Genomic DNA, 19605 nt, shown 5'->3' with positions numbered 1-19605 from the left:
GCAACCGGCCGCTGTTTGGGACGTTCTGAGACGATGACGCTTTGGAAAAACCTCTCGCGCTGGCTGGCGCGCCGGATGCCGAAAGGTCTCTATGCGCGGTCGCTCATCATCATCATCGCCCCGATGGTTCTGCTGCAATCCGTGATCGCCTATGTGTTCATGGAACGCCACTGGCAGATGGTGACCGAGCGGCTTTCCACGGCTGTCGTGCGCGATATTTCGGCGATCATCGACATTCTGGAAACCTATCCGCAGGAACCGGGCTACGAGAATCTGATCCGCCTCGCGCAGCAGCGTCTGGCGCTCAATATCTCGATCCTGCCGCCCGATCCCCTGCCCGCACCAGGACCGAAGCCGTTCTTCGCCATTCTGGATTACTTCCTCAGTGAAGAGATCACCCGTCAGATCAACAGGCCCTTCTGGGTCGATACGGTGGGCGATTCCGACCTGATCGAAATCCGCATCAAGCTCGATGACAAGGTGCTACGCGTTTTTGCCCGCCGCAGTCAGGCTTATGCGTCCAATACCGGCATTTTCCTGACCTGGATGGTGGGCACCGCGCTAGTACTTCTCATCATCGCCATTGCCTTCCTTCGCAACCAGATCAAGCCGATCCAGCAACTGGCAGACGCTGCCGAAAGTTTCGGCAAAGGCCGCTCCATGCCGGAAGGTTTCAAGCCGCACGGCGCGGAAGAAGTGCGCAAGGCTGGTATCGCCTTCATTCAGATGCGTTCCCGCATCGAGCGCCAGATCGAACAGCGCACAGCGATGCTGTCCGGCGTCAGCCACGATCTGCGCACCATTCTCACCCGTTTCAAACTGCAATTGGCGCTGACGGGGCACTCGATCGACGTCGAGCCGCTCAATCAGGATATCGCCGATATGCAGACCATGCTGGAAGGCTATCTGGCCTTCGCGCGCGGCGAAGGCGCGGAAGAAACCGCAAGTTACGATGTGAAGCGCCTGTGCGAGAAGCTGGAGAACGAAGCGCGCCTGCGTGAGCGCGGGTTCAAATATTCCATCGACGGCGACAGTGAAATCCACGTTCGCCCTAATGCTTTCTCACGGCTCGTCAGCAATCTGGTGTCCAACGCCTTTCGCCATGCGCAAAATGTCGAGCTTTCGATTTCGCATGAGGATGGTTGGCTGAAGGTCGTGGTGGACGATGACGGACCGGGCATTCCGGAAGACCGGCGCGAAGATGTGTTCAAGCCCTTCGTGCGGCTTGATGAAGCGCGAACGCAGGATTCGGGCGGCACAGGCGGCCTTGGCCTTGCCATCGCGCTCGACATTGCGCGTAGCCATGGCGGCGACATTACGCTGGCCGACGCCCCCACCGGCGGCCTGCGCGCCATCATCCACATTCCGGCGTAACAAGGGACTAACGCCCCATGGTAGACATCGTGAATGCTGTTTTCGTCGGGCCGAAGGGTATACTTCTTGCCCGAAGGAGCCCGCATAAGAAGGCCTACCCTGATTTATGGAGTTTGCCGGGAGGCCATGTCGAAGCCAGCGAGACACTGGAAGATGCCCTCATTCGCGAGATAGCAGAAGAACTCAACACCAAGCCCCTGAGCTTCAAGTTCTTGATGCAGATCGACCATCCGTCGACGAGTTCGGTCAGTTTTCACATATTTGTGGTAAGCAGCTGGGAGAGCGAGCCGGAAATCGCCAATAACGAGCACACCGAACTCACATGGCTATCCATCGAAGACGCTAAAGGTCTGCGTGATCTCGCGCTTCAGGAATATTCTGAAGTTTTTGAACGCCTGCAAGGCATCTCATCAAGCACCGACGCCTGAAGAAGCGTCTTTTCAGTAAAGCTTGCCGCCGTTCGGCACTTTCTTGTCGATGGCCGCGAGGACGACTTCACCGGCTTCATCGGGCAGTCCCAGCGTCAAAACTTCCGACATGAAGGGTCCGATCTGACGCGGTGGAAAATTCACCACGGCCAGCACCTGACGACCGATCAGCTCTTCCGCCTGATAATGTTTGGTAATCTGTGCGGAAGACTTCTTCACGCCGATCTTATCGCCGAAATCGATCTTCAGCTTATAGGCGGGCTTGCGCGCTTCCGGAAAGGGCACCGCCTCCACAATCGTACCCGTCCGGATATCGACCTTTTCGAAATCAGCCCAGGTGATGGTCGCGTCTTCGCTCATATCCGTCCGCTTTCGTCTGACGTCCATAGCCCGGCGCTTTTCCCGCCGAGCTATTGTTTGATTCTGATCAGGCGCGTCCGACTGTTTCGAACACAACGCTTTCCAGCGACTCGCGCGCACTGACACCCGACCAGACCACGAACTGGAAGGCCTGGAAATAGGTCTCGCAAGCTTCAAGCGCTGCGGCCAGCAGCACTTCCACCTGACGGCTGGTCGGTTCTGCACCGCCCGCCAGCAGAAGCGACTGGCGGTACATGATGGCGCCTTCCTGTTGCCAAAGGTCGAAATGCCCCATGAGAAGCTTTTCGTTGATCAGCGAAAGCAAGCGCATCACCTCGTTCACACGCGGTTCCGCCACCTTGATGTCGAAGGCGCAAGCCAGATGCAGCGCCTCGAAATCTTCCATCCAGGAAAATGAGATGTGATAGTCAGTCCAGTTGCCCGCAACCGAAATTGCGATTTCATCGTCGCCAGTCCGCTCGAATGTCCAGTCGTTTGAATGCGCAACCTGCTCGATCACATCCACCGGATGCGCCTCGCGTGCGAATTCAAGCTCAAGAAGGCTCATGTCCGTTTCCTGTTCTGTGAGACACCCTCAAGCTGGATATCTCAAATTCCCGGCGTGCAAGAATTGCTCGCCCGCACCCGCCGCCGCGCAAGAACAAGCGCAGAAAAACAGGCACGAATTGATCGGTCGAGGAACCGGCATGCCAAACAGCATGCAAGCGCCTCAATGGCACACGCACATACGCAACTGATACTGGAAAGCAGCCTGAAAGACGCGAAAACTAGAACTACAGCCCCTCGCCGCCGCCTACATGACCACACTTCGAATCATGTAGTGTTTTCAGTCTATTGAAGCTGAATCTGAACGCCAGTCCCTTTTCAGAAAAGAGACATGAAAGCATGTGGAAACATGAAAGGGACTGGCCGCGAGCATTGCCTTAAGCGACTCTAAGACAAGGGTTTTTACCGCCCGCGGCCTGTTAATAAATAATCAGGAATTATTTTTGGATTTTGCCGTCGAAGATGCCGATTTTGCCGATTTGGCATCAGAATCAACTTCAAATTTGGCAAGTCGTGCTTCAAGTGCTTCGATTCTTGCCAGCAATGCACTGTTTTCGGCACGTGCCTTGATGGCCATTTCGCGCACGGCTTCGAAGTCTTCGCGCTGCACGACGTCGAGCGTGTTGAGTACACGTTCCCCTTGCGAGCGCAAGGCCGTTTCCACTTCACGGCGCACGCCTTGCGCAGCGCCTGCCGCATCCGTCACAAGCTTGGCGAGTTCGTCGAGAACCCGGTTCTGTCCGCTGGTCATGGCAATCGTTCCTTATTTGCAGGAGAGACCTGTTGAAAACATAAAATTGAAATAGGGCCGTCTCAGTTCCGATGCAAGCGCAGCTATAGAAAGTGATCGTGTTGTAAGGCGTTTGCAGGACAGCTTGACCGTTGCCGGTTCGTCCAGCATGTTCCGTCACAAAATGGAGTGATTTCATGTTAGCGACGTTGCTGCCCGCTTCGGCCCTTGCCTTTCCGAACATTGACCCGGTGATCTTTTCCATCGGACCGCTGGCCGTGCACTGGTACGGGCTTGGCTATGTCGTCGGCATCATGTTCGCGTGGTGGTATGGCAAGAAGCTTCTGCGCAGCCATCGCCTCTGGGCGCACAATCAGCCGCCCATGGCGCCAGAGGCGCTGGATGATTTCGTCATCTGGGCAGCACTCGGCGTCGTGCTGGGCGGTCGCATCGGCTATGTGCTGTTCTATAATTTCTCCTATTATCTCTCCAACCCGCTTGCCATTCCCGCTGTCTGGGATGGCGGCATGTCGTTCCATGGCGGCATTCTCGGCACCACCATCGCCATGATCCTGTTTGCCCGCTCACGCGGCATCAAGGTGTGGAGCATGTTCGATGTAGTCGCCGCCGGTGTGCCGGTCGGCCTCGGCGTGGTGCGTATCGCCAATTTCATCAATTCCGAACTCTGGGGCCGCGTCAGCGATGCGCCATGGGCTGTCTATTTCCCGAATGGCGGACCGCTGCCGCGCCATCCAAGCCAGCTTTATGAAGCGTTCCTCGAAGGGTTCGTGCTGTTTTTCGTTCTGCTCCTGCTGGTCTGGGTCGGTCGCAAGCTCAAGAAGCCGGGCTTCATCGCGGGCGCTTTCGTGACCGGCTATGGCCTCAGCCGCATTGCCGTCGAGTTCTTCCGCGAGCCGGATGCACAGCTCGGCTATCTGGTTGGCGGCTGGCTGACCATGGGTATGGTGCTTTCGGTGCCGATGGTGCTGATCGGCCTGTGGGCGATGTGGCGCGCCAACCGCGCAGCAGCCAAAGATGCCTGAAACTTCGCTCAAAGACCGGCTGAAACGGCTGATCGCCACGACGGGACCGATCAGCGTTGCCGACTATATGGCCGCATGTCTCGGTGACCGGGAATCCGGCTATTACACGACCCGCGAACCGTTCGGTCGCGAGGGGGATTTCATCACCGCGCCAGAAGTGAGCCAGATGTTCGGCGAGTTGATCGGCATCTGGTGTGTCGCGCAATGGGATGCGCTTGGCCGCCCTGCCAACACCGTGCTGTGCGAAATCGGACCCGGACGCGGGACGCTGATGAGCGACATGTTACGCAGCATTGGCAAGCTTGCCCCGCAAATGCTGGCGAGCCTGCAGGTTGCGATGGTCGAGACCAGTCCGCGCCTTGTCGAAAAGCAGAAGCAGAAGCTCGCCGATACGGGCGTCTCCGTCACCTGGTTCGAACGTTTTGCCGACATCCCCACCGGCCCACTGGTCCTCGTTTCGAACGAGTTGTTCGACGCGATCCCGTTCCGGCAATTCGTCAAGTCGAACGGGCGTTTTGTGGAACGGCTGATTTCGCTTGATGAAAATGATGAATTTCATTTTGTCAGCGGCGTGGGCGGGATCGACCCGGCGCTTCTACCAAAAGACCATGCGCAGGCCCCTGACGGCACAATCTTCGAAGCCGCTCCCGCACGAACCGCTCTGTTGCAGGAAATCGCGCAGCGTATCGCTAAGACGCGCGGCGCGGCGCTCAACATCGATTACGGCCATCTTCAATCCGGCTTTGGCGACACGCTGCAAGCCATGCTCAAACACGCCTATGACGATGTTTTTGCTCACCCGGGGGACGCCGACCTGACCAGTCATGTCGATTTCGATATTCTGGAGCAGACAGCACGCGCCTCGCGTTGCAAGACCGGCACCATGACCCAAGGCGAATTCCTGCTGGCCATGGGCCTGCTCGACCGCGCAGGTCGTCTGGGTAGCGGGCGCGACAATGCTTTTCAGGAAAAGATCCGGCAGGATGTGGAACGCCTGGCAGCACCTGAACAGATGGGCACCTTGTTCAAGGTGCTGGCGTTCAGCGATCGCGACACCCGGCTCATACCGTTCGAACAAAGCTAGCGCCAATTGCCCTTCAAAAAGCTGCAATTGACAAGCCACCCTGCCTCCCCCACCATCCCGCCGTTTAATAAGGCCAATATGCTATGACCGACATGCCGCAACCGCTCCGCTCGCCTCTGCTCGACAAGCCCGCCGGTCAGGCCGGCAAGCGCATTGCGCACGGCTTTTTCACTCGAAAAGGCGGCGTTTCGGACGGTATTTATGCCGGGCTGAATGTCGGAGCCGGATCGGATGATGTGGCCGAACATGTCGCGGAAAACCGCCGCCGTGTGGCAGAATCGCTTGGCGTCGCACCGGATCATCTCCTGACGGTGCATCAGGTTCATTCGCCCGACGTGCTGCATGTGACCGCGCCTTTTGATTCGCCACGCCCCAAGGCCGATGCCATGGTGACCAATGTTCCCGGCATTGCGCTCGGCGCGCTGTCTGCCGATTGCGGTCCCGTCCTGTTTGCAGACCACGAGGCCGGTGTCATCGGTTCCGCCCATGCGGGCTGGCGGGGCGCATTCAGCGGCGTGCTGGAAAACACCATTGACGCGATGATCGGGCTTGGCGCTAAGCGCGAGAACATCGTCGCGGTTCTTGGGCCGACAATCGGCCCCGACAATTATGAAGTCGGACCGGAATTCTATACGGAGTTTCTGAGCAAAGACCCGGCCTATGCACGCTATTTCCGCGCCTCGGACAAGCCGGATCACAAGCTTTTCGATCTGTGGACCTTCATCACCGACCGTCTGACCAAAGCGGGCGTACAGGCAGAATCCCTTCGCCAGTGCACCTATGCCGACGAAGACCAGTTCTATTCCTACCGGCGCACGACGCACCGCAAAGAGCCGGATTATGGACGCCAGATTGCAGCCATTGCTATTCTGGACACCAAAGATTCCATTTGAGGAGAACCGCATGGCCCTTCACTTCGAGCCGGAAGAATTCGCCGCACGCCGCGACCGTCTGATCTTGAAGATGGAGGAGGACAAGCTTGATGCCCTGCTGCTGTTCGCACAGGAAAGCATGTATTGGCTGACCGGCTATGACACGTTCGGCTTCTGCTTCTTCCAGTGCCTTGTTGTGAAGGCCGACGGCTCGATGGTGCTGATGACGCGCTCGGCGGATCTGCGCCAGGCGCGCCAGACATCCAATATCGAGAACATCGTTGTCTGGACCGACCGCGACAATGCCAATCCGGCAGCGGATTTGCGCAATATCCTGACCGAGCTTGATCTGCTCGGCACACGCATCGGCATCGAATACCAGACCCACGGCCTCACCGGCGCGAATGCCCGCAGGCTCGACGAGCAATTGCAGAGCTTTGCCAAATTGTTCGACGCATCCGGCATGGTGGACAGCCTACGCCTTTTGAAAAGCCCGGCGGAAATCGCCTATGCCAAGCGCGCAGCGCAACTGAGCGATGATGCGCTCGACGCCGCGCTGAAAACCACCCGCGCGGGCGCAAGCGAAGCTGATATTCTGGCCGCCATGATGAGCGCCAATTTTTCCGGCGACGGCGACTATCCGGCCAATGAATATATCATCGGCTCCGGCGAAGACGCCCTGCTCTGCCGCTATAAATCCGGTCGCCGCACGCTTGCTGCCACGGACCAGCTTACGCTCGAATGGTCGGGCGTGTTCCGCCATTATCACGCGCCGATGATGCGCACGATCCTGATTGGCCAGCCGACAGAACACCACGTCAAGCTTTACGATGCCGCCCGCGAGGCGCTGGAGGCCGTCGAGGCGGCGATGACACCGGCTTCAACATTCGGTGATGTGTTCGACGCCCATGCCCGCACCATGGAAGCACACGGGCTGACCCGCCACCGCCTGAATGCCTGCGGCTACTCGGTCGGGGCACGCTTCACACCCTCCTGGATGGACCCGCAAATGTTCTATGCGGGCAATCCGGAAAGCATCCAGCCGGACATGACGCTCTTTGCGCACATGATCATCATGGACTCCGACAGCGGCGCTGCAATGACGCTCGGACAGACATATCTCACAACAAATGGTGCTGCTCAGCCATTATCCCGCCATTCTCTTGATATGCTTATCGCCTGACATCATTGTCAAACGGCCCACGATCGGCGATAAATCGGCCTGACGTGAGAACCGCCTGTATTTTCAGGACCATGTGTTTTCAGGAGCATGAAGCCGACCATGAACAAGGCACATATTTCGATGATGCTGTTGCTTGCCGGAGCGCTCGCTGCCTGCAACAGCACCGAATCCGCGCTGAACGTGCAGGGCTCAGGCCAAACTGCCGGGCAACCAGCTAACGGACAGGCGACCACGCCCGCCGGCACGACTGCGCCCGCAACTGCCAATACGACAACACCGCCTTCCACAACACCGCCCACGACATCGGCGCGAACGGCAACACTGAAGCCGGGCAAATTGCACATCGCGCCCATTGTCGGCGCGCCCGTCAATGTGGTGACGCCGCTGACGCACCGCATGAATGACGACGCCAAAGCCAAGGGCGTCGAGCTGGCAGGCTCCAATGACACCAGCGCAGCCTATGTCATGAAGGGGTACTTCTCGGTTCTTTCCGAGGACAACCAGACGACCGTTCTCTATGTCTGGGATGTACTGGATGCTTCCGGCAACCGGCTGCACCGCATTCAGGGACAGGAGAAAGTGCAAGGTGCAGCGGCAGACTCATGGAGCGTGGTGCAGCCCGCCACCATGCAGGCCATCGCCGACCGCACCATGCAGGAATATTCTACCTGGCTTGCGGCAAATCGCGCATAAACTTTGAGCATTTTCAGCAAGGAACTGAAATCCCTTACTGAATCCCCGCTTTTTGACACGCGGAAAGGCCGGATTTCCGGCCTTTTTCAACAATTGTGAACAGTCGGGCCTTGCAATGACGGTGACTCTTTGCAATAGGCCCCACATTCGAGAAAACCTTGTAAGCTGCTGTACTTAACCTGACCGGCCAAAAGTACGCGGCTTTAAAGTTTTTAAAGGATGACGTTGCTGGGCCCCGCATCGTTGCGGTCCATGCGCGAAACAAGATTACGTCCGTTATACGGACTTTTTGCGACAGAACGAAACCGCAAACCTATCGCATCGGCTCAGAGGCAAAAAGAATGAAACTTTTCGCAGGCAACTCCAACCGGGCACTTGCCGAATCCGTTGCTAAATATCTCAACATCCCGCTCGGCAAGGCAAGCGTTCGCCGCTTCGCCGATCAGGAGATTTTCGTAGAGATTCAGGAAAACGTGCGCGGCGAAGACGTGTTCGTTCTGCAATCAACGTCCTATCCGGCAAATGATCACCTGATGGAACTGCTCATCATGATCGATGCCTTCCGCCGTTCGTCGGCGCGCCGCATCACCGCTGTCCTGCCCTATTTCGGCTATGCCCGTCAGGACCGCAAGCCCGGCCCGCGCACGCCGATTTCGGCAAAGCTGGTTTCCAACCTCATCACTGAAGCCGGTGCAAACCGCGTTCTGACCCTTGATCTTCATGCCGGTCAGATTCAGGGCTTCTTCGATATCCCGACCGACAATCTCTATGCCGTTCCGGTTATCGCGCGCGACGTGAAGGCCAATTACGCCACAGGCAACTGCATGGTCGTATCGCCGGACGTCGGCGGTGTGGTTCGCGCCCGCTCATTGGCCAAGCGCATCGACGCGCAGCTCGCCATCGTGGACAAGCGTCGCGAACGTCCGGGTGAATCGGAAGTCATGAACGTCATCGGTGAAGTGGCTGGCAAGGACTGCCTGCTGTTCGACGATATCGTCGATTCCGGCGGCACGCTCTGCAACGCAGCCGAGGCCCTGCTGGCCAAGGGCGCGAACAGCGTCACCGCTTACATCACGCATGGCGTTCTCTCGGGTGGCGCGGTTGCTCGTATCGCTGCGTCGAAGCTGAAGGAACTGGTGATCACCGATTCCATACAGCCGACCACCGCGATCAACGATGCACCAAATATCCGCGTTCTCTCGATCTCGGATCTGATCGGCGAAGCCATTGCGCGCACCGCAGCGGAAGAGTCCGTTTCGAGCCTGTTCGATTAAAACACCAGTCGGATAGCAATTCCGAGGCATGCCGCCAGCAACAGCACGAGCGGCATGTTGAGTTTCAAGACGACAAGCAGCAATGCCGCCGCGCCTGCAATCAGGACGGCGGCATTGTCTATTGTGCTCCAGACCGGCAAGGGCACGCTGAACGGCCCCACCGTCTTATCCAGCACCTGTGCAAACAGCACATGCAGCGAGAACCACAGCGCCAGATTGGCGATCACACCCACCACCGCCGCCGTGATGCCACCCAGCATGGCCGAAAGCCAGCGCACCTGACGCAGCCGCTCCACGAATGGCGCGCCCGCCAATATCCATAGAAAACACGGCACGAAGGTAAACCAGAGCGCAATGAAGCCGCCGACAAAGCCACCCAGAATTGGTGGCAGGCCGGACAGGTTGGCCGCCCCCACAAAGCCCACGAAAACCAGCACGAGGATCAGTGGTCCCGGGGTGGTTTCGGCCAGCCCCAGCCCGGTCAGCATTTCGCCCGGCTTCATCCAGCCGAAATGTTCGACCGCCTGCTGCGCCGTATAGGAAAGGGCCGCATAGGCGCCACCGAAAGTCACAGCGGCAAGCTTTGAGAAAAAGGCGGCTTCCTGCACGAAGACATGCGTGCCGCCGAAGGCCAGATAAAGAAGGATGAGCGGCACGAGCCAGAGCCCGCCCCAGACCAGCGTTTGCTGCGTGAATTCGCGCAATGCTCCGGGTCTCGCCTCGCCCAGACCAGTTCCCGCCCCGCTGCCCTGCACGATATGGCGCAGACCGCCTGCCAAAGCTGCAAGCAGCACAACAAGCGGAAACGGCAGTTTCAAAAGCGCGATGGCAATAAACGCCGCAATCGCCACGGCGTAGGAAAAGCCTGAAGCCAGTGTCCGCTTGGCCATGCGGTAAAGCGCTTCGAACACCACAGCCAGCACCGCTGCCTTAAGCCCGAACAGCAAGCCGGCCACGACCTCCACATGCCCGAAGGCGATGTAGAGCGCGGAGAGACCAAGCATCACGACAGCGCCGGGCAGCACGAACAACAGCCCCGCCAGCAGGCCGCCGCGCCAGCCTTTAACCGCCCAGCCGGAATAGGTCGCAAGCTGCATGGCTTCCGGCCCCGGCAACAACATGCAAAAGTTCAGCGCATGGATCAGCCTTTCCTGATCCATCCATTTCTTCTCATCGACGATGATACGTTGCAGCATGGCGATCTGAGCCGCCGGACCGCCAAAAGACAGCAGACCCACTTTGCCGAAAGTCGTGAAAAGCTCTCTGAAATCTGGCTGCTTTACTGGCTCTGTCACGTGACCGTCCTGATTGATTCCACCGCAAGCTGTCGGCGATAAACATTACAGGTTCATGACGGTCTTCACAGTCTACTCGGCGGCAGCACCCTCTTCCACCATATCGTCCGGGGCATTGGGATCACCCGGTGCCGTTTCGCAGCCAAGATCAGGGAAATTCACGATGCGCATTCCCTTGAAATCATTGCGGACCACCAGCAGCCCACGCTCCTCGAAATAAGTCAGCAAACGCCGGGCACGGCTGAACGAATGCGTGCCATAGGCCCGCGCCAGCGCCGCATCGGAGGGGCAAGGCGCACCGGTGACGGCCGCCTGCGCCACGATCAGGAACACGCCCTGCACATCGTCGGTGAGGCTTTCCGACAGCGACAGCGCCTGCTGCCATGTTTCGCTGCTCGCCACATCGCTTTCAATGCTGGCCTGCGCCACCGCCAGCCTGCGGCGGAAGGCAGGCAGTGCCAGCGGTTCGCCCGGAACGCGGTGAATGCGACAGCGCACCAGAAAGTCCTGATAGAGAACCGCCACAGACCGGAACGAGGCTTCCGGGTCGTCTACGATCTCGCGCATGACCTTATCGAGAAGCTCGTCGCGTTCCGCTTCCACGATACCGGGGAAAAGCGGCGCTTCCACGGGCTCTGCCTCGGGCTTGGGCTTGGCCACCTGTGCCAGAATTTCCGCCGTGGATGGCGGCGGTGGAGGTGGGGGCGTCCGACGCACGACGGTGCGGATTTCCTGTGGCGCGGGCGTAAAGATCAAATCAAGCGCATCTTCCGGCGCATCGGGCAGCGGCATCAGCTTCGGCGACGACGAACGGGCCGAAGTTTCCACCGTGCCGATGCGGATCGGCAGCGGACGCCGCGACAGCGCCGGTCCAAGCGCCACGAAATGCCCGCGCTCCAGATCGCGGAACATTTCCGCCTGCTTACGCTCCATGCCCAGCAGATCCGCGGCGCGCGCCATATCGATATCGAGGAAGGTGCGGCCCATCAGAAAGTTGGAGGCTTCGGCAGCCACGTTCTTGGCAAGCTTGGCCAGACGCTGCGTTGCAATAACACCGGCGAGACCACGCTTGCGCCCGCGACACATGAGATTGGTCATCGCGCCGAGCGAAAGCTTGCGCGCCTCGTCAGACACTTCGCCAGCAGCGGCTGGCGCAAAAAGCTGCGCCTCATCCACCACCACAAGCATCGGATACCAGTAGTCTCGTTCGGCATCGAACAGACCGCCGAGAAACGCCGCCGCCGAGCGCATCTGCTGCTCGACATCGAGGCCCTCGAGATTGAGCACCACCGAAACACGGTGCTGGCGGATACGTCCGGCAATGCGGGTCAATTCGGCTTCGGTGCGGGCGGCGTCAACGACGACATGGCCGTAAAGATCGGCCAGCGTGACGAAATCACCTTCCGGGTCGACGATGCATTGCTGCACCCATTGCGCGCTCTGTTCCAGCAGGCGGCGCAGAAGATGCGACTTGCCAGAGCCGGAATTGCCCTGCACGAGCAGGCGCGTGGCGAGAAGCTCCTCAAGATCAAGCATGGCCTGCTTGCCACCGCCAAGCGCCGCTGCCGAGGCAGAACCGCTTCCAGCAACAGCACCCATGTCGATACCGACCTGCATCTCGCCTCCTTGATTCAACATTGCAGGAACAAACGACTCGCGCGGTAAAACCGGCAGTCGATCAGGCATCCGCTTAACATCTTTGGCGCGGCGAATGCCACCCGTTAAGACAAATGCCCACAGATGCCGGGCACGGGAGCCGCTGGCAGCCCAAAAAACTTGCGCTGCCGCACGCTATGGTCTATAGCCACCGCCATCCGCGTAGACACCCTTGGAGGCAACGCGGAATGGAGCGGTCCGGTCTTTCACCTTGTGACAGACGATACGGGCTGTTTCATGTCGTTTGTTGAAGCATGATCCCGAAAAGTCGAAACCGGTTTTCGCACAAGATCATGCGCAGAAAGCGAACGACACTCCAGTAACTTTGAAAGGAAATGCCATGAGCGAGACTTACGTGCTCAAGGCCGATCTGCGTACCCGGGTTGGTAAGGGGTCCTCCCGCGAACTGCGTCGCAACGGCCAGATTCCTGCAGTCATCTATGGCGACAAGCAGGAGCCCCTCGCAATCGCCGTCTCCTATAAGGAGATCTTCTACAAGATTCATGGCGGTGGTTTTAAGACCACGGTTGCCACGATCGAAGTAGACGGCAAGAAGATTCAGGTCCTCCCGAAGGACTACCAGCTGGACCCAGTCCGCGACTTCCCGCAGCATGTCGACTTCCTGCGCGTATCCGCCAAGTCGGTCGTTCACGTGAACGTTCCTGTTCACTTCAAGAACGAAGAAGCTGCACCGGGCATCAAGCGCGGCGGCGTTCTCAACATCGTTCGCCACGACGTTGAACTGATCGTTCCGGCCAATGCAATTCCGGAAGCGCTCGAATTCGACCTGACCGGCCTTGAAATCGGTGACTCCGTCCACATTTCGGCAATCAAGCTGCCAAAGGGCGTGTCGGCTGCCATTCAGGACCGCGACTTCACCATCGCCACCATTGCTGCTCCTGCCGGCCTGAAGTCGGACGAAGCTGCTGCTGAAGGCGCTGAAGAAGAAGCCAAGGACGGCGAATAATCGCTTTCCGTATTTTGGGGGCTCTGAACCATGCTGCTCATCGCAGGTCTTGGCAATCCAGGCCCCAAATATGCGCATAACCGGCATAATATCGGTTTCATGGCGGCGGATGAAATATTCCGCCGCCATCGTTTCTCCAACTGGCAGAAGAAATTTCAGGCCGAGATTGCCGATGGCGTGATTGACGGCGAGAAAGTGCTGCTGATCAAGCCGCAGACTTTCATGAACCTTTCCGGCCAATCCATCGGCGAGGCCATGCGCTTCTACAAGCTCACCTCCGCCGATCTCGTCGTGATCTATGACGAACTCGACCTCATTCCGGGCAAGCTGCGCATCAAGACCGGCGGCGGCTCCGGCGGCCATAACGGCATCAAATCCATCGACGCGCATGTACAGTCCTTCCCCGGCGGCCAGAATTATCGCCGCATGCGGCTTGGCATCGGCCATCCGGGCGCGAAGGAACTGGTGCATAATTATGTTCTCGGCGATTTCGCCAAGGCCGACAATGAATGGCTGGACACGCTCTTAGGCGCTGTCGCCGACAATATTGGCCTGCTCGCCAAGCCGGGCGATGACAACAGCTTCATGAACCGCATTGCGCTCGCCATGGGCGACGGCAATCAGCGGCCCAACGGTTTCAAGGCCGATCCCGCGCAACTGGAAAAGGCCCCGCCCAAGGCGCAGAGCCATATCCGTCAGGCGCGGCAGAACCAGAAGAAGCCGGCCATTCCCGAAAGCGGCCCGATGGCTGAAATGCTGAAAAAGCTGCTGGGGAAGAAGGATTAATCCTTCGCGACGGCTGCGCCTCTTGACGCTTCACACCTCAATGTCGCATAGCGACGGTAATTCTATTCTAGTCTGACAGGTACGATCATGGGTTTCAAATGCGGCATCGTCGGTCTGCCAAATGTTGGCAAGTCGACGCTTTTCAACGCGCTGACCAAAACGGCCGCCGCACAGGCCGCAAACTATCCGTTCTGCACCATTGAGCCGAACACCGGCGAAGTGGCCGTTCCCGATCCGCGCCAGAACGATATTGCCAAGATCGCCGGTTCGAAGGAAATCATCCCGACCCGCATCAACTTCGTTGATATCGCCGGCCTTGTGCGCGGCGCTTCGAAGGGCGAAGGCCTCGGCAACCAGTTCCTCGCCAATATCCGCGAAGTCGATGCCATCGTGCATGTGCTGCGCTGCTTCGAAGATGACGACATCACCCATGTCGAAGGCCGCATTGATCCGGTATCGGACGCGCAGACCGTTGAAACCGAACTGATGCTCTCGGACCTCGAAAGCATCGAGCGCCGCATCGTGCAGATCCGCAAGCGCGCCACCGGCAAGGACAAGGAAGCGCTGACCATCCTGCCGGTGATGGAAGCAGCGCTTGAACTGCTTCAGAATGGCCAGCCGGTGCGCCTGATGCTGAAAGACATCGCAGCCGAAGACCTGCTGACGCTGAAGGGCCTGAACCTTCTCACCTCCAAGCCTGTTCTCTATGTCTGCAACGTCGCCGAAGGCGATGCCGCCAAGGGCAACGCATATAGTGCAGCCGTCGAAAAGATGGCCGAGGAACAGGGCGCGCAGACGGTCATCATCTCCGCGGCTATCGAGGCGGAAGTTGCCCAGCTGCCCGATGAGGAAGCCAAGGAATATCTGGAAAGCATGGACCTTGAGGAACCGGGCCTCGACCGCCTGATCCGCGCCGGTTACAAGCTTCTCGACCTTATCACCTATTTCACCGCTGGACCGAAGGAAACCCGCGCCTGGACCATCCGCCGCGGAACCAAGGCTCCCGGCGCTGCCGGTGTGATCCACACCGATTTCGAGCGCGGCTTCATCCGCGCCCAGACTATCGCCTATGAAGACTACGTCAAATACAACGGTGAAGTCGGCGCCAAGGAAGCGGGCAAAGCCCGAGACGAAGGCAAGGAATACATCGTCCATGACGGCGATGTGATGCTGTTCCGCTTCAACACCTGATACGATCAGGCCGCCGTTTCCCGGCGGCCTTTGCATATTCAGAGCATTTCCTGAAACCGATTTGGAGGAGATAGAGGGTGAGCAAGCCCCAGCAGAAATACGCCTATGAGGATATGGTGCCGGGACTGAAAATCCGTTTCGGTCCGCGCACGATCAACAAGGAAGAGATCATCGAATTCGCCAGCGCATTCGATCCGCAGCCCTTCCACCTCGATGAAGAAGCGGGCAAAGCCAGCGTACTTGGCGGTCTTGCCGCCTCGGGATGGCAGACCGTATCGCTGATCATGCGTCTGGTCTGCGACGCCTTTCTCACCAATTCCACATCGCAAGGCGGCCCCGGCGTCGAATTCACCCGCTGGAAGCGCCCGGTTCTGGCTGGCGATACGCTGAGCGGTGTTACCACCGTCATCGACCGTCGCCTTTCCAAGAGCCGCCCGGAAATCGGTCTCGTCACGCTGCACCACGCGCTCGTCAATCAGCGCGGTGAAACCGTGTGCGAAATGCAGCATCCCTGTATGATGGGACGCCGCGATTACGTTGCGGCACAGGAAGCCAAGGCGGGGGCATGATGAGCTATCTTGAAGACAATCTCGGTCGCGAGCAGGATATCGGCAGCTATACATTTACCGCCGAAGAGATCATCGACTTCGCCACGAAATATGATCCGCAACCTTTCCATCTCGATGCGGAAGCGGCAAAGAACAGTCTGTTCGGCGGCCTGTGCGCCTCTGGCTGGCACACGACGGCTGTATTCATGAAGCTGAATGTCGCCTCCATCGTGCAGGCGACCAACGAGGCCCTCAAGCGCGGCGAGACCCCGCCGGTTTTCGGCCCCTCGCCGGGCTTCGAAAACCTGAAATGGTCAAAGCCGGTCTATGCGGGCGACACAATCACCTTCAAGCGCACCGTTCACGCGATGCGCGCGCTTGCGTCGCGTCCGGGCTGGTCGATGCTGACCATGTCCTTGCGAGCGCATAATCAAAATGGTGAAGACGTGCTGTCCTTCGACAATGCGGCCATGGTCAAGTTGCCGCCCAAGCTCGATGCCTGACATGAAAAAGCCCGCCATGCAGCGGGCTTTTTCATAAGCAGATATTTGTGCTCAATCGCCTTCGAACGAAACCAGCGTGCGCACGGGTACGCCGAGCGCTTCCAGCTTCTTGCGTCCGCCGAGGTCCGGCAGATCGATGATGAAGCAGGCGGCGACGATATTCGCCCCCATCTGCAACAACAGCTTGGCAGCGGCTTCAGCCGTGCCGCCGGTGGCGATCAGATCGTCCACGAGAATGATGCGCTCGCCCTTCTCGATGGCGTCGCGGTGCATCTCCATTTCGTCAATGCCATATTCAAGGCTGTAAGCAATACGCACCGTATCGCGCGGCAGCTTGCCCTTCTTGCGGATCGGCACGAAACCGGCGGAAATCTGGTGAGCAATGGCGCCACCCAGAATGAAGCCGCGCGCTTCGATGCCCGCGACTTTATCTACCTTGTTACCGGCATAGGGATAGACCAGTTCGTCGACCGCACGGCGGAACGCCTGTGCATCGCCCATAAGGGTCGTCACGTCGCGGAACTGCACGCCGGGTTTGGGATAATCCGGAATGGTTCTGATGGCATCCTTCAAACTGGCGTTGAGCCCGGATTCCATGTTCAGTCCTTTCAGTTGAAACATTGCCAGCGCTGGCCCATGGTCGAGATGTCCCAACTGGGACATCTCTGAGCGCGCATCTTGCTATTACGCTCTTTCAACCACGATATCGCAGCCACGCCAAGCTTATTCGCGCATCAGCGGGCAGACTTATCCAAAACGGCAGCTCCGGCGCCAGGTTTGGCTGATGCCGATTGTAATTCAGCCCCGCACAAACAAAAAGGACGCCATTTCTGGCGCCCTCTTTTCAAAGATCAGCTGAATGCTCAGTGCTTCACATCAGACCAGATCGACCGCTTGGCGATATAAGCCAGACCCGCAAAGAGAATCAGGAACACAATCACCCGGAAGCCGGTGCGCTTGCGCTGTTCCAGATGCGGCTCAGCGGCCCACATCAGGAATGCCGAAACGTCGCGCGAATATTGGTCCACCGTCTGCGGCGAGCCATCATCATAGGTCACTTGACCATCGTTCAGCGGCTTGGCCATGGCAAGCGCCTTTGCCGAAATGAAGTACGGATTGTAATGCGTACCTTCGGCAATCTGCATCCCCGCTGGCGGCTGCTCATCGAAGCCGGTCAGAAGCGCGTGAATATAATCCGGCCCACCTTCGGCATATTGCGTGAAAATGTCGAAGATGAAGGTCGGGAAGCCGCGTTCCACGGCGCGCGCCTTGGCGATCAGCGAGAAGTCAGGCGGAGCCGCACCATTGTTTGCGGCAGCAGCTGCGGCCGCATTTGGAAATGGCGACGGGAAATGGTCGGTCGGCAGCGCCTTGCGGGTGAACATTTCACCTTCGGCGTTCGGACCGTCCTGCACTTCATACTCGGCTGCAAAGGCTTTGACCTGTTCCGGCGTATAGCCGAGGTCTTCCAGCGTACGGAAGGCCACCAGGTTCATGGAATGGCAGGCCGAGCATACTTCCTTATAGACTTTCAGACCGCGCTGCAGCTGGCCCTTGTCATAGGTGCCGAACGGACCGGCAAAGCTCCACTTTTCCTGCGTCGGGTGGTGGATCGGGAAATGCGTAGGTTCCGCCGCATTGCCGCCCTCCTCAGCGAAGGCACCGCTCATGGAAAGACCAAGTGCGACCAGCGGAGCGATACCAAAGGCAGCGAAGCTCTTGAGGATGTTTTTCATCATTACGTCCTTCATATCTCTCGCTGGTTCAGCCCTTGATTTCCACGGGGGCAATCTCGGCCTTGCCTTCGCTCTTCGCCAGCACCGCCTCGGTAATCGAGTTGGGCAGACGCTTCGGCGTCTCGATCAGGCCGAGAACCGGCATGATGACGATGAAGAAAGCGAAATAGTAAAGCGTACCGAGCTGCGCCATGAAGACATAGGAACCTTCTGCAGGACGCGAACCCAGCCATCCAAGGAAGATGGCGTTGATCACGAAGAGCCAGAAGAACAGCTTGAACCACGGGCGATAGACAGCCGAACGAACCTTCGACGTATCGAGCCAGGGAACCACGAAGAGGATAGCGATCGAACCGAACATCGTCAGAACACCGCCGAGCTTCGAATCGATCGGGCCGATATTGAAGGTGATGGCGCGCAGCATCGCGTAGAACGGCAGGAAGTACCATTCAGGAACGATGTGAGCAGGCGTCTTGAGCGAGTCGGCCGGGATATAGTTATCCGGGTGGCCGAGGAAGTTTGGCATGTAGAAGACGAAATAGGCGAAGAACACGAAGAAGACGAGCGCGCCGAAAGCGTCCTTGATGGTCGCATAAGGCGTGAAGGCAACCGTATCGGTCTTCGACTTCACTTCAATGCCGGTCGGGTTGGTCTGGCCGGTGACATGCAGCGCCCAGACGTGCAGGACGACAACGCCGGCAATCATGAACGGCAGCAGGTAGTGCAGCGAGAAGAAGCGGTTCAGCGTCGGATTGTCGACCGCAAAGCCGCCAAGGAGAAGCTGCTGTATCGGCTCGCCTATGACCGGAAAGGCCGTGAAGAAGCCGGTGATAACCGTTGCACCCCAGAAGGACATCTGGCCCCATGGCAGCACATAACCCATGAAGGCGGTCGCCATCATGAGAAGGAAGATCACCACGCCGAGGATCCACAGAAGCTCGCGCGGCGCCTTGTAGGAGCCGTAGTACAGACCGCGTGCAATGTGCAGATAAACGGCGATGAAGAAGAAGGATGCACCGTTGGAGTGCATGTAGCGCAGAAGCCAGCCGGAGTTGACGTCGCGCATGATTTTTTCGACGGAATTGAACGCGATGCCCGTATCCGCAGCATAGTGCATCGCCAGAACGATGCCGGTCAGAATCTGCGAGATGAGCATGAAGCTCAAAATGCCACCAAAGGTGTACATGTAGTTCAGGTTACGCGGCGTCGGATAGGCCACGAAGGAATCATAGACCAGACGCGGCAAGGGAAGCCGTTCGTCGACCCATTTTTCGATGCCGGTCTTCGGCGTATATGTGGAGTGTCCACCACTCAT

At 58.5% G+C, this 19605-nt stretch carries 21 protein-coding genes; 13 read left to right on the top strand and 8 right to left on the bottom strand.

What is annotated here, in order from left to right; genetic code table 11:
• The first annotated feature begins 33 nt into the window (after positions 1-33).
• Both WIX40_RS00105 and WIX40_RS00100 read left to right on the top strand, forming a co-directional pair.
• Positions 34-1374, top strand: a complete 1341-nt coding sequence (locus WIX40_RS00105; protein ID WP_339437849.1) for an ATP-binding protein — start codon at positions 34-36, stop codon at positions 1372-1374.
• A gap of 17 nt (positions 1375-1391) precedes the next feature.
• Entirely contained in the window at positions 1392-1802 is a 411-nt protein-coding gene (locus tag WIX40_RS00100; RefSeq protein ID WP_339437848.1) for an NUDIX domain-containing protein, read from the top strand.
• Between the two features lie 12 nt (positions 1803-1814).
• Here the strand turns inward: WIX40_RS00100 and WIX40_RS00095 are convergent, their stop codons facing one another.
• The 3 genes from WIX40_RS00095 to WIX40_RS00085 form a co-directional block, all read right to left on the bottom strand.
• Entirely contained in the window at positions 1815-2162 is a 348-nt protein-coding gene (locus WIX40_RS00095) for a tRNA-binding protein (RefSeq protein WP_339440894.1), read from the bottom strand.
• Positions 2163-2229: 67 nt separating this feature from the next.
• Positions 2230-2730 carry a type III secretion system chaperone family protein gene (locus WIX40_RS00090; RefSeq protein WP_078338736.1) on the bottom strand — a complete coding sequence of 167 codons (501 nt, stop codon included), beginning with the start codon at positions 2728-2730 and terminating at the stop codon, positions 2230-2232.
• Between the two features lie 429 nt (positions 2731-3159).
• A complete protein-coding gene (locus WIX40_RS00085; RefSeq protein ID WP_109369489.1) occupies positions 3160-3480 on the bottom strand; it encodes an accessory factor UbiK family protein in 321 nt (106 codons plus the stop codon).
• A 176-nt stretch (positions 3481-3656) separates the two neighbouring features.
• Here WIX40_RS00085 and lgt point away from each other — a divergent pair, with 176 nt between their 5' ends.
• The 6 genes from lgt to WIX40_RS00055 all read left to right on the top strand — a co-directional run bounded on the left by lgt (position 3657) and on the right by WIX40_RS00055 (position 9608).
• Positions 3657-4502 carry a prolipoprotein diacylglyceryl transferase gene (gene lgt / locus WIX40_RS00080; protein ID WP_171318530.1) on the top strand — a complete coding sequence of 282 codons (846 nt, stop codon included), beginning with the start codon at positions 3657-3659 and terminating at the stop codon, positions 4500-4502.
• Positions 4495-5586, top strand: coding sequence for a class I SAM-dependent methyltransferase (locus WIX40_RS00075; RefSeq protein ID WP_339437847.1), 1092 nt, complete (start codon positions 4495-4497; stop codon positions 5584-5586). The genes lgt and WIX40_RS00075 overlap by 8 nt, the downstream gene beginning before the upstream one ends.
• 83 nt (positions 5587-5669) lie before the next feature.
• Positions 5670-6479 (top strand): peptidoglycan editing factor PgeF, encoded by an 810-nt coding sequence (pgeF, locus tag WIX40_RS00070; protein WP_109369492.1) that lies wholly within the window; start codon positions 5670-5672, stop codon positions 6477-6479.
• Positions 6480-6489: 10 nt separating this feature from the next.
• The gene (locus tag WIX40_RS00065) at positions 6490-7641 is read left to right on the top strand and encodes a M24 family metallopeptidase (RefSeq protein ID WP_339437846.1); all 1152 of its coding nucleotides are present in this window, start codon (positions 6490-6492) and stop codon (positions 7639-7641) included.
• A gap of 87 nt (positions 7642-7728) precedes the next feature.
• Positions 7729-8334, top strand: a complete 606-nt coding sequence (locus tag WIX40_RS00060; RefSeq protein ID WP_140024222.1) for a hypothetical protein — start codon at positions 7729-7731, stop codon at positions 8332-8334.
• 341 nt (positions 8335-8675) lie between these two features.
• The gene (locus tag WIX40_RS00055) at positions 8676-9608 is read left to right on the top strand and encodes a ribose-phosphate pyrophosphokinase (protein ID WP_109369495.1); all 933 of its coding nucleotides are present in this window, start codon (positions 8676-8678) and stop codon (positions 9606-9608) included.
• Here WIX40_RS00055 and chrA read toward each other — a convergent pair.
• The gene (gene chrA, locus WIX40_RS00050; protein ID WP_339437845.1) at positions 9605-10903 is read right to left on the bottom strand and encodes a chromate efflux transporter; all 1299 of its coding nucleotides are present in this window, start codon (positions 10901-10903) and stop codon (positions 9605-9607) included. The two genes, WIX40_RS00055 and chrA, sit on opposite strands and share 4 nt — an antisense overlap.
• 72 nt (positions 10904-10975) lie before the next feature.
• Positions 10976-12520 carry an ATP-binding protein gene (locus tag WIX40_RS00045; protein WP_109369497.1) on the bottom strand — a complete coding sequence of 515 codons (1545 nt, stop codon included), beginning with the start codon at positions 12518-12520 and terminating at the stop codon, positions 10976-10978.
• A gap of 379 nt (positions 12521-12899) precedes the next feature.
• On the opposite strand from WIX40_RS00045, the gene WIX40_RS00040 reads away from it, so the two are divergent.
• The 5 genes from WIX40_RS00040 to WIX40_RS00020 all read left to right on the top strand — a co-directional run bounded on the left by WIX40_RS00040 (position 12900) and on the right by WIX40_RS00020 (position 16554).
• Positions 12900-13526 carry a 50S ribosomal protein L25/general stress protein Ctc gene (locus tag WIX40_RS00040; RefSeq protein WP_109369498.1) on the top strand — a complete coding sequence of 209 codons (627 nt, stop codon included), beginning with the start codon at positions 12900-12902 and terminating at the stop codon, positions 13524-13526.
• A 30-nt stretch (positions 13527-13556) separates the two neighbouring features.
• Complete coding sequence (pth, locus tag WIX40_RS00035; RefSeq protein WP_171318524.1) at positions 13557-14312, top strand: aminoacyl-tRNA hydrolase; 756 nt, start codon at positions 13557-13559, stop codon at positions 14310-14312.
• Positions 14313-14399: 87 nt separating this feature from the next.
• Positions 14400-15503 carry a redox-regulated ATPase YchF gene (gene ychF / locus WIX40_RS00030; protein ID WP_339437844.1) on the top strand — a complete coding sequence of 368 codons (1104 nt, stop codon included), beginning with the start codon at positions 14400-14402 and terminating at the stop codon, positions 15501-15503.
• Between the two features lie 77 nt (positions 15504-15580).
• Entirely contained in the window at positions 15581-16072 is a 492-nt protein-coding gene (locus WIX40_RS00025; protein WP_339437843.1) for a MaoC family dehydratase, read from the top strand.
• Positions 16072-16554, top strand: a complete 483-nt coding sequence (locus WIX40_RS00020; protein WP_109370275.1) for a MaoC family dehydratase — start codon at positions 16072-16074, stop codon at positions 16552-16554. Before WIX40_RS00025 ends, WIX40_RS00020 begins: the two co-directional genes overlap by 1 nt.
• 51 nt (positions 16555-16605) lie before the next feature.
• Here WIX40_RS00020 and WIX40_RS00015 read toward each other — a convergent pair whose 3' ends face one another.
• The 3 genes from WIX40_RS00015 to WIX40_RS00005 all read right to left on the bottom strand — a co-directional run.
• Entirely contained in the window at positions 16606-17151 is a 546-nt protein-coding gene (locus WIX40_RS00015; RefSeq protein ID WP_109369502.1) for an adenine phosphoribosyltransferase, read from the bottom strand.
• A gap of 266 nt (positions 17152-17417) precedes the next feature.
• On the bottom strand, positions 17418-18290 hold the full coding sequence (locus WIX40_RS00010) for a cytochrome c1 (RefSeq protein WP_171318556.1): 873 nt from the start codon (positions 18288-18290) through the stop codon (positions 17418-17420).
• A 28-nt stretch (positions 18291-18318) separates the two neighbouring features.
• A partial coding sequence (locus WIX40_RS00005) for a cytochrome b (RefSeq protein ID WP_109369504.1) occupies positions 18319-19605 on the bottom strand: 1287 nt, incomplete at its 5' end.

This window comes from Ochrobactrum teleogrylli (genome assembly GCF_037482325.1).
Taxonomy (GTDB): domain Bacteria; phylum Pseudomonadota; class Alphaproteobacteria; order Rhizobiales; family Rhizobiaceae; genus Brucella; species Brucella teleogrylli.
The sequence above is the reverse complement of the archived record's forward strand: the minus strand, read 5'-3'. Positions and strand labels throughout refer to the sequence as shown.